We start from the raw sequence: 9,054 nt of genomic DNA on the forward strand, positions 1-9,054 counted from the left end.
TCGCGAGAGGGAGCGGAGCCGTCATGAGTTTCTGGGATTTCCTGATCTGGTCGTTCTGGTTCTATCTGGTGATCGTGTGCATCACGATCTTCATCCGCGTCATCATCGACGTGTTCCGCGATCCCGAGCTGAACGGGTGGGCGAAGGCGCTGTGGGTGCTGTTCCTGGTGATCTTCCCGTTCCTCGCCGCCTTCATCTACCTGATCGCGCGCGGCGGGCGGATGGCTCAGCGGAGCATGGCGGGCATGGCGCAGGCGCAGCAGGCGAACGACCAGTACATCCGGTCGGTCGCCGGGTCCAGCTCGCCGGCGAACGAGATCGAGGCGGGGAAGCGGCTGCTGGATTCCGGCGCGATCACCCCGGCCGAGTTCGAGGCGCTGAAGACGAAGGCGCTGGGCGGCACGGCGTGAGCGCGCGGTGATCCCGCCGGTCAGAATCCGAACGCCCACTCCAGCGCAGGGGAGAGGGCCGTCAGCACGGAGACGTGGCCGTCGTGCGGGCGCAGCCACAGCTCGGCCTGGGGGAGGCGTTCGAGCATCCAGCCGGCGTGCGTCGCCGGGACCACCCTGTCCCTGCCGCCCTGCACGAGCAGCGCCGGGACGGTCACCGAGCCGAGCTCGGCGCCCCACGGGTTCACGTACGCGAGGTCGTCGTCGATCTCGCCGCGGGGTCCCTCGGCGGCGCCCGCTCCGGCATCCTGGCCGAGCGCGCGCCACGATCCCTCCAGGGTCTGGTAGTCGCGCTGCGTGAAGGAGTCGGGGTCGAACTCGGCGGACTCCGCGTGCGCGGCACGCGCGTCCGGCCCGGCGAGCGCGGCCTGCAGCCCGCCGGGGTCGGTCATCCCGGCGAACCAGTCGGGCGATCCCCAGAACGGCGCGATGCCGGCCAGGGTGACGACGGCGGCGGTCCGGCGCGGTGCGAGGGCCGCGCACGCGAGCGCGTGCGGGCCGCCACCGGAGGCGCCCGCGGTCACGAACCGGTCGACGCCGAGCGCGTCGAGCAGGGCGATCACGTCCGCAGCGGCGTCGGCGACCGTCCGCCCCGGCAGCGGGTCGGAGCCGGGGTAGCCGGGACGCGCGGCCGACACCACCCGCACGCCGCGGCGCGCCGCCGCCTCCGCGATCGGGGCGATGACCGCGCCAGTCTGCGGCGTCCCGTGGTGCCAGACGAGCACGGGCGCGTCGTCGGCGCCTCCGGTGTCGAAGAAGCGCAGCGCACGGCCGTCGGGCAGCGCGAGCGAACCCGGCGAGGACGCGCCCGCCGGCGTCAGCCCCGCCACGCGTCCACCGCCTGCTGCAGCTCGGCCTTGCGCGCGGTGGAGGCGAAGGAGGCGTGGATGGAGGTGCGCGCGTACCGCTCCGCCTGGTCGGCGGTGAGGCCGAGGGCGTCCCGCACCGCGGTGTAGTTCTCGCCGATGTAGCCGCCGAAGTAGGCGGGGTCGTCGGAGTTGATCGTGACGAGGACGCCGGCCTCCTCCAGCCGGTGCAGCGGATGGGCGGCCAGGTCCGGCACGGTGCGCAGCCGCACGTTCGAGAGCGGGCAGACCGTCAGCGGCACGCCCTCCTCGGCCAGCCGCTCCAGCAGCGCCGGGTCCTCGACCGCGCGGATGCCGTGGTCGATGCGCTCGGCGCCGAGCACGTCGAGCGCCTGGACGATGTACGACGGCGGTCCCTCCTCGCCCGCGTGCGCGACGGCGTGCAGGCCCGCGTCCTTCGCGCGCGCGAAGACGTCGCGGAACAGCTCGGGCGGGTAGCCGACCTCGGCCGAGTCGAGCCCGACGCCGAGCAGTCGGTCGGGACGGGTGAGCGCCGCACTGAGCACCGCGTCCGCGGACTCGACGGGCGCATCGCGCAGGAAGCAGAGGATGAGGCCCCCGCTGATACCGAGGTCCCGCTCGCCCTCCTCGAGGGCAGAGGAGATGCCGTCGACGACCGCCTCGATGGGGATGCCGCGCGCGACGTGCGCCTGCGGGTCGAAGAACAGCTCGGCGTGCCGGACGCCCTGCTCGGACGCGGTGCGCAGGTAGCGCCTGGTCAGCTCGGCGAAGTCGTCCTCCGTGCGGAGGACGTCCATCGTCGCGTAGTAGAGGTTCAGGAAGGACTGCAGGTCGGAGAACTCGTACTGCTCGGCGAGTTGCTCCACCGATTCGTAGGGGAGCGCGACGCCGTTGCGGGCGGCGAGCTCGAACGCGAGCTCCGGCTCGAGCGTCCCCTCGATGTGCAGGTGCAGCTCGGCCTTCGGCAGGGCGTACAGGGCGGAATCGGACGGCGCGGCGGTCATTCCTCGATCCTCCCACCCGGGCCGCTCCCGCGTGCAATCCTCCGCGGGGATGATGCGGCGGAGGAACCGGCGCGGCTAGCGTCGGGGGATGGGCGGGAACGGCAGGCGGCGGGCGGCGCTGTGCGTCGCGGCCGTCGCGGTGGTCGCCGCCGGGCTGTCGGTCCACGAGGCGGTCGACGGCTGGGCCGGCGCGTTCGCGGGCGACGCCCTCTACGCCGTCCTGATGGTGACACTGGTGGCTGTCGCGTGCCCCCGGCTCGGCCGGGTCTGGACGGCGACCGTCGGCTTCGGGGTGTGCGCGGCGGTCGAGTTGCTGCAGTCGACGGGCCTCCCCGCTGCGGTGTCCGCGCGCATCCCCGGCGCCGAGCTCGTGCTCGGATCCACGTTCCAGTGGACGGATCTGCTCGCGTATGCGATCGGCGCGGCGATCGCCGGTGCGGTGGATGAGCTGGTGGTCAGGCGCGCAGCAGGATCTTCCCGAGGTGGGCGGAGGACTCCATCCGCCGGTGCGCCTGTTCGGCGTCCTCCAGCGGGAAGACCGAGTCGATGACGGGGCGGATCCTGCCCTCCGCCAGCAGCGGCCAGACGTGCTCCCGCACGGCGGCGATGATCGCGGTGCGCTCGGCGAGCGGCCGGGCCCGGAGCGTCGTGCCCTGGATGCGCGCCCGCTTGCTCATCAGCATTCCCATGTCCACGGCCGCGGGCGTCCGGTCCCGCACCGCGATCGACATGATCCGGCCGCCGGTCGCAAGCGCCTCCAGGTCGCGCGCGATGTACGCGCCGCCGACGATGTCGAGCACGACGTCCACGCCGCGTCCATCGGTCGCCGCAAGCGCGGCGGCGACGAAGTCGTCCGTGCGGTAGTCGACGGCGGCGTCCGCGCCGAGCTGCCGGCAGAAGTCGGCCTTCTCCGGGCTGCCCGCCGTCGCGATCACGCTCGCGCCGAACGCGCGGCCCAGCTGGATCGCCATGCTGCCGATGCCGCTGCTGCCGCCGTGCACGAGCAGCGTCTCGCCCGCGCGCAGACCGCCGAGGTCGAAGACGTTCGACCACACGGTCGCCGCCACCTCCGGCAGCCCCGCCGCCTCCACGAGGTCGACCGACACGGGGACCGGGAGCACCAGGCCTGCGTCCACGGCGACCTGCTGCGCGTAGCCGCCGCCGGGCAGCAGCGCGCACACACGGTCGCCGATGGTCCAGGTGGAGACGCCGGCGCCGACCGCGTCCACGACGCCGGACACCTCCAGGCCGGGCCACGCCGGCGCGCCCGGCGGCGACGGGTAGAAGCCGCGGCGCTGGCTGAGGTCGGCGCCGTTCACGCCCGCCGCCGCGACCCGGATACGCACCTCGCCCGCCCCCGGCTGCGGCTCCGGGACCTCGGCGAGCGTCAGCGCCTCCGGCCCGCCCGGCTCCGGGACGGTCACGGCGCGCATCAGCGGCTGCCGTCCCGTGCCGTCGCGGGCCGCCTGCTCAGCACGTCCCGGATCCGCACCTTGCTGGAGTACTCGATCGAGCCGTACCGGAACAGCCGCGCCGCGAGCCGCAGCACGATCGCGGACAGCACGAACAGCTCCAGGATGATGATGATCGCCTGCCACAGCGGCAGCGAGCCGAACGCGTTCAGGATCAGCGCCGTGATCGGCGCCGTGTACGGGAAGTAGGCGAGGACCTGCACGATCGGCGCCTGCGGCGAGCTGATCGCGAAGCTGGACGCGTACAGCGGGATCACGACGGCGAAGACCACGACGGAGAAGAACGGCGCCGCGTCCTTCGCGGTCGGCATCACGGCGCCCACCGCGACGAGCGTCCCGGTGAACAGGGCGAAGCCGCCGATCAGGATAAGGGTGCCGACGATCATCTTCTGCGGCTCGAAGACCAGGCCGCTCAGGTCGAAGTTCGGCAGCGAGAGCTGGTCCTTGAAGAACAGGTAGCCGACCAGCATCGGCAGCGCGAAGACCGCGAGCTGGATGGCCCCGATGGCGAACAGCGAGATCACCTTGCCGATCAGGAGGTTGGTCGGGTTGATGGTCGTCAGGATCATCTCCGTGACCCGGTTCTCCTTCTCCTCCAGCGTCGAATTGAGCATCTGATTGCCGAGGAACACGATCACGAGGAAGAACGCCGCCAGGAAGAGCAGCGCGGGCAGGATCGCCTCGAACCCGGGCGCGACGGCGCCGTCCTTGAACGTCGTGGTCGCGGTGGTCACCTCGCCGCGGAGGATGGCGACGTCGACGGGGGAGTCGAGGGACTTCTCCACGCTGGAGGACAGCAGCGACTCGGCCACGGCGGAGTACCGGTTGTTCTGGAACAGGCCGGCGTCGGCGCCGTACACGCGCACCGTCTCCTTCGCCGGGTTCGCCGGGTAGTCGAAGAACGCCTCGGTCCCGCCGATCTGCACCTCCTCGACCCCCTCGGAGCTGCTCTCGATCTTCTGGCCGCCGTACTCGCGCGCGATCGCCGGGTCGACGAGCCCGGAGGCATCGGCGTAGAGGAACTCGAAGCGCGCGTTCTTCTGGGCGTTCGCGGTGTTCGCCGTGGAGACGTTGGAGGCGATGATCAGGCCGCCGAGCCCGAAGATCAGGATGGGCAGGATGAGCGTCACCGCCCAGAACGTCCGCTTCGTCACCGTCCGGCGGAACTCGAACCCGATGACGGTCGAGAGGTTGTGGCGTGCCATTCTCAGTCCTCCTCGCGGCTCTCGGCGCCGTAGACCTCGACGAAGATGTCGTCGAGCGATTTGCGGGTGGGGGCGAAGCGGGTGACGTCGAGGCCGGCGCCGATCAGCCCGCGCAGGATCGCGGCGGTGTCGGCGTCGTTCGCCACCTCGAGCTCTGCGTGACCGTCCGCGTCGGCCGCGATGCGGTAGTCGGCGGAGGCGGGGATGCTGCCGTCGTGGTCGACGTGGACGACGGTGCCGCCGAACTGCTCCTGCACCTCCGGCACGGTGCCGTACGCGCGCGCGACGCCGTCCTTGAGCAGGATCACCCGGTCGCAGAGTCGCTCCACCTCCTCCATCTGGTGGGTCACCATCATGACGGTGGAGCCCGCGCGCTTCTGATCGTCGATGATGTCCATCAGCAGCCGTCGGTTGACCGGGTCGAAGCCCTTTGTCGGCTCGTCGAGGATGAGCAGCTCCGGCTGGTTCATGATGGTCACCCCGAGCTGCACTTTCTGCTGCTGGCCGCCGGAGAGCTTGTCGAGCCTGACCTTCTCCTTGTCGCCGATCCCGACGCGCTCCAGGTACTCGCGCGACCAGCGCCGCGCCTGCTCCGCGCCGAGACCCTTGAGCCGGCCGAAGTAGACCATGACGTCGATCACGGACTCCTTCTTGTAGAGCCCGCGTTCCTCCGGCAGGTAGCCGAGACGCTCGCCCGCCTCCGGGCTGAAGACCTTGCCGTCGATGTGCAGGACGCCGGCGGTCGGCTGGTAGATGCCGAGCAGGGCGCGGATCGTCGTCGTCTTGCCGGAGCCGTTGCTGCCGAGGAAGCCGAACGTCTCTCCGCGCGCGATGTCGAAGGACAGGTCGCGGATGACCGTGGTTCGGCCGAAGTCCATCCGGAAGCCGGCGATGTGGACAAGCGGTTCGTCTGTGGAGTCGCTCACGCCATCGAGCCTAGGGTGCCGCCGCTCTTGCGCGAACGGGGACGCGCGCATAGTCTATTCAATGAAAGTGTTGAACAAGGAAAAGGTTGCACATGAACGAGGATCCCGCGACGCAGGACCGGTTGGACAGGGCGTTCCAGGCGCTCGCCGACCCGGTCCGCCGGGCGATGATCGCCCGGCTCAGCCGCGGGCCGGCGACCGTGAACGAGCTCGCGGAGCCGTTCGCGATCACGACGCAGGCCGTCTCCCGCCACATCCACGTGCTGGAGGAGGCCGGACTCGTCACGCGCACCAGGGAGGCCCAGCGCCGTCCCGTCCACCTCGCGCCGGCGGCCCTCGAAGAGCTGACCGGCTGGATCGACCGGTACCGCCTCGTCCACGAGCAACGGTTCCGCACGCTCGACGCCGTGCTCGACGAGCTCGACGAGACCGGCGACGGGCGCACCGACACGAAGGAGTGAGAGCAATGAGCAACGCCGTCACCATCACCGCCCCCGAGGGGCTGCCGTTCACCGACATCGAGCGGGAGTTCGACCACCCGGTCGAGAAGGTCTTCCGCGCCTACAAGGAGCCGGAGCTCGTGCAGCGCTGGCTGGGCCCGCGCGGCTACGAGATGGACGTGGAGGAGTACGACTTCCGCACCGGGGGACGCTACCGCTACACGCACAGGGACGGCTCCGCCGAGTACCGGTTCAACGGGGTCTTCCACGTGGTGCGCGACAACGAGTTCGCCATCCAGACGTTCGAGTTCGAGGGCGTCCCGGACGTCGTGAGCATCGAGTCGGTCACGTTCGAGCCGCTGGAGGGCGGGCGGACGCGCGTGCGCGCGCACGCCGTGTACCCTTCGGTCGAGGCGCGCGACGGCATGGTCGCCTCCGGGATGGAGCGCGGCGTCGTCGAGGGCTACGAGCAGCTCGACGAGGTGCTCGCCGGCGCCTGAGCTCTCCTCCCCGCCACATTTGTGCCAGATCTGGGCCCTACGGCGCTCAGAGCCGACATTTGGCGCAAATGTGGCGCCGCGCCTAGGTCAGGGCGTCGAGGAGGGCCGGGTGCAGCAGGCCGTTGGAGGCGAGCGACGAGCCGTTTCCGGGGCCGGGGGTGCCCGTCACCGATGTGAAGGTGCCGCCGGCTTCCTCGACGATCGGGATGAGCGCGGCGAGATCGTAGGTCTTCACGCCGAACTCGCCGACCGCGTCCAGCACGCCCTCGGCGAGCAGCATGTACGACCACATGTCGCCGTACGCGCGGTCGCGCCACACGCTGCGGGTGAGGGCGATGAGCCGGTCGAGGTAGCCGGCCTCGTCCCACTGGGCGATGCTCTGGAAGCTGATCGAGGCGTGCTCCAGGTCGGCGACGCCCGAGACCCGCAGTCGCCGCGGCTCGGCGCCGGGCGCATCCGTCGTCCAGGCCCCTCCGCCGGACGCCGCCCACCAGCGCTTGCCGAGCGCGGGCGAACTGACAACGCCCACGACGGGAACCCCGTCGACGGCGAGGGCGATCAGCGTGCCCCACACCGGGACGCCGCGCAGGTAGGTGGCGGTGCCGTCGATCGGATCGATGATCCACGGCCGCTCGGCGTCGCCTTCCGTGCCGTACTCCTCGCCGAGGATGCCGTCCGCCGGCCGCTCGGACGCCAGCGTCTCCCGCAGCGCCCGCTCCACCGCGAGGTCGGCCTCCGTCACGTGGGTGCGGTCCGGCTTGGTGTCTACGTGCAGGTCGAGGGAGCGGAAGTGCGCGCTCGAGATCGCATCGGCGCGGTCGGCGAGCCGGAGCGCGAGGTCGAGATCGTCGGCGAGGGTGGCGGGATTGTCGGTCACGCCACGAGCCTAGCGGCGCCCGGTGAACGGCCGGTTGCGCGCACCGCGTGGGCGCGAGCGCGGCCGGGACACGCCCGGGACGACGCACCCACCGCCCTCGATTGGCGACCGGCCCCGATCGGATGCTAATGTTGAGCCTCGGTTCGGGAAACCGGATCGAATGCGCCTCTAGCTCAATCGGCAGAGCAATTGACTCTTAATCAATGGGTTCAGGGTTCAAGTCCCTGGGGGCGCACCACACAGAAGCCCCCGGCAGCAACGCTGCCGGGGGCTTCTTCGGCGATGGCGCCGAATGGGGAGTGGATGCCGGTATTGGTGCGTCGATAAGGGCATCTACTCACGTCTCACCGTCGGCTACTACTGGAGCGTCGATCGTGGTCCGGACGACTTCAACACGTACTACTTCAACCAGACGTACGGAACCCTGTGGGTGAAGACGGTCCAGCTGTACTGACCTGATCGGAAGCGCCGTCGCGACAGTCCGCGGCGGCGCTTCTGCGTTTCTACGGCGCTGGGGTGTTCGTGCCGAAGCTGCCCTGCTCGTAGTTGAAGCAGAGCTGGTATTGCCGATCGGTTGCCGAGAGCGCATCCCACAACTTCAGCTGTGTCGCCGCCTTCTCGTACGATCCCCTGTCCTGCGGGAGGGCGAGCGGGCTGTTCTTGGGTGAGATCGTCGACTGGGCGACCGCCGCGTCGATGCGAGACCTGGTCGGCTCGCTCGAGCACGCGGCCAGGTCCGACGCGGTGAGAGTGATCTGCGGCAGTGCACGCTGGGTCGGGCTGGGCGTCGGCAGCGAAGTGGCGGGAACGGTCTGCGTCAGCGTCGCGCACCCCGCAAGCGCGACGGAGAGGGCCGCTGCGAGCATGAGCGCACCGGCCTTGCCTGTTCTGTTCACGATTCCCCCTGTCGGGCACCCCCCGTAGCGGGCGCAGTCACAGGAACCAAAGAGCCAGGCCGATGGCCCAGGCGACCAGCGGCAGTCCGACCGCGAGCAGCAGCGCACCCACGCTGGTCACGCGGAGGCGCATGCCCCGGCGCGTTGATGAGGCGATGATCGGAATCGCGACGGCGAGGACCACCAGGGCGGCGATGCCTCCCAGCCGGAACGCTGAGGCCGCTTCGCCGGCGTCCGTGTTGTAGTCGGCCGGCCACCAGCCGAGGTCGGCACCGAGGTGGAAGGGCAGAGCACCCATCATCAGGTAGAGGAGGAACAGCGGGATCGCAGGTATCGCGTACCAGCCGAGCTTCCCCCACTCGGACTGCGATACGCCCTGTGCCTTGACGTTCACGACGGTCATCCTAACGAAGAGGGTTGGTGGTGAGCGGGCGTGCCCCCAAGATCACCCCCCTCAC

Annotated in this window: 13 protein-coding genes and 1 tRNA gene; 6 read left to right on the top strand and 8 right to left on the bottom strand. The window is 70.6% G+C overall.

Annotated elements, in window-relative coordinates; all coding sequences use genetic code 11:
* The first annotated feature begins 23 nt into the window (after nucleotides 1-23).
* The gene (locus ACTHMF_RS02520) at nucleotides 24-410 is read left to right on the top strand and encodes a hypothetical protein (protein WP_314146714.1); all 387 of its coding nucleotides are present in this window, start codon (nucleotides 24-26) and stop codon (nucleotides 408-410) included.
* A gap of 20 nt (nucleotides 411-430) precedes the next feature.
* Here the strand turns inward: ACTHMF_RS02520 and ACTHMF_RS02525 are convergent, their stop codons facing one another.
* Together ACTHMF_RS02525 and ACTHMF_RS02530 are read right to left on the bottom strand one after the other, a co-directional pair.
* On the bottom strand, nucleotides 431-1,279 hold the full coding sequence (locus ACTHMF_RS02525; protein WP_440316169.1) for an alpha/beta fold hydrolase: 849 nt from the start codon (nucleotides 1,277-1,279) through the stop codon (nucleotides 431-433).
* The gene (locus tag ACTHMF_RS02530) at nucleotides 1,267-2,280 is read right to left on the bottom strand and encodes an adenosine deaminase (RefSeq protein ID WP_440316170.1); all 1,014 of its coding nucleotides are present in this window, start codon (nucleotides 2,278-2,280) and stop codon (nucleotides 1,267-1,269) included. Before ACTHMF_RS02530 ends, ACTHMF_RS02525 begins: the two co-directional genes overlap by 13 nt.
* 88 nt (nucleotides 2,281-2,368) lie before the next feature.
* Between ACTHMF_RS02530 and ACTHMF_RS02535 the strand changes: the two genes are divergently transcribed.
* On the top strand, nucleotides 2,369-2,830 hold the full coding sequence (locus ACTHMF_RS02535; protein WP_440316171.1) for a DUF2809 domain-containing protein: 462 nt from the start codon (nucleotides 2,369-2,371) through the stop codon (nucleotides 2,828-2,830).
* On the opposite strand, the gene ACTHMF_RS02540 is transcribed toward ACTHMF_RS02535, so the two are convergent.
* Genes ACTHMF_RS02540 through ACTHMF_RS02550 form a run of 3 tightly spaced genes read right to left on the bottom strand, consistent with a single transcriptional unit; the run spans nucleotide 2,736 to nucleotide 5,835 of the window.
* Nucleotides 2,736-3,713, bottom strand: a complete 978-nt coding sequence (locus tag ACTHMF_RS02540) for an NAD(P)H-quinone oxidoreductase (protein ID WP_440316172.1) — start codon at nucleotides 3,711-3,713, stop codon at nucleotides 2,736-2,738. The two genes, ACTHMF_RS02535 and ACTHMF_RS02540, sit on opposite strands and share 95 nt — an antisense overlap.
* Nucleotides 3,713-4,957 (bottom strand): ABC transporter permease, encoded by a 1,245-nt coding sequence (locus tag ACTHMF_RS02545; protein ID WP_440316173.1) that lies wholly within the window; start codon nucleotides 4,955-4,957, stop codon nucleotides 3,713-3,715. Before ACTHMF_RS02545 ends, ACTHMF_RS02540 begins: the two co-directional genes overlap by 1 nt.
* Nucleotides 4,958-4,959: 2 nt before the next feature.
* Nucleotides 4,960-5,835, bottom strand: a complete 876-nt coding sequence (locus tag ACTHMF_RS02550) for an ABC transporter ATP-binding protein (protein WP_440316180.1) — start codon at nucleotides 5,833-5,835, stop codon at nucleotides 4,960-4,962.
* Nucleotides 5,836-5,975: 140 nt separating this feature from the next.
* On the opposite strand from ACTHMF_RS02550, the gene ACTHMF_RS02555 reads away from it, so the two are divergent.
* Nucleotides 5,976-6,344, top strand: coding sequence for an ArsR/SmtB family transcription factor (locus ACTHMF_RS02555; RefSeq protein ID WP_440316174.1), 369 nt, complete (start codon nucleotides 5,976-5,978; stop codon nucleotides 6,342-6,344).
* Nucleotides 6,345-6,349: 5 nt separating this feature from the next.
* Complete coding sequence (locus tag ACTHMF_RS02560) at nucleotides 6,350-6,823, top strand: SRPBCC family protein (RefSeq protein WP_440316175.1); 474 nt, start codon at nucleotides 6,350-6,352, stop codon at nucleotides 6,821-6,823.
* A gap of 82 nt (nucleotides 6,824-6,905) precedes the next feature.
* Here the strand turns inward: ACTHMF_RS02560 and ACTHMF_RS02565 are convergent, their stop codons facing one another.
* On the bottom strand, nucleotides 6,906-7,700 hold the full coding sequence (locus ACTHMF_RS02565) for an inositol monophosphatase family protein (protein ID WP_440316176.1): 795 nt from the start codon (nucleotides 7,698-7,700) through the stop codon (nucleotides 6,906-6,908).
* Between the two features lie 162 nt (nucleotides 7,701-7,862).
* Between ACTHMF_RS02565 and ACTHMF_RS02570 the strand changes: the two genes are divergently transcribed.
* Nucleotides 7,863-7,938, top strand: a tRNA-Lys gene (locus ACTHMF_RS02570).
* A 54-nt stretch (nucleotides 7,939-7,992) separates the two neighbouring features.
* Nucleotides 7,993-8,154: a hypothetical protein gene (locus tag ACTHMF_RS02575; RefSeq protein ID WP_440316177.1), complete on the top strand. Its 162-nt coding sequence runs from the start codon at nucleotides 7,993-7,995 to the stop codon at nucleotides 8,152-8,154.
* A gap of 49 nt (nucleotides 8,155-8,203) precedes the next feature.
* On the opposite strand, the gene ACTHMF_RS02580 is transcribed toward ACTHMF_RS02575, so the two are convergent.
* Together ACTHMF_RS02580 and ACTHMF_RS02585 are read right to left on the bottom strand one after the other, a co-directional pair.
* Nucleotides 8,204-8,596 carry a hypothetical protein gene (locus tag ACTHMF_RS02580; RefSeq protein WP_440316178.1) on the bottom strand — a complete coding sequence of 131 codons (393 nt, stop codon included), beginning with the start codon at nucleotides 8,594-8,596 and terminating at the stop codon, nucleotides 8,204-8,206.
* 37 nt (nucleotides 8,597-8,633) lie between these two features.
* Complete coding sequence (locus ACTHMF_RS02585) at nucleotides 8,634-8,990, bottom strand: hypothetical protein (protein WP_440316179.1); 357 nt, start codon at nucleotides 8,988-8,990, stop codon at nucleotides 8,634-8,636.
* Nucleotides 8,991-9,054 lie beyond the last annotated feature (64 nt).

The sequence above is a fragment of the Leifsonia sp. genome, assembly GCF_051955155.1.
In the GTDB taxonomy this organism is placed as follows: Bacteria; Actinomycetota; Actinomycetes; order Actinomycetales; family Microbacteriaceae; genus Leifsonia.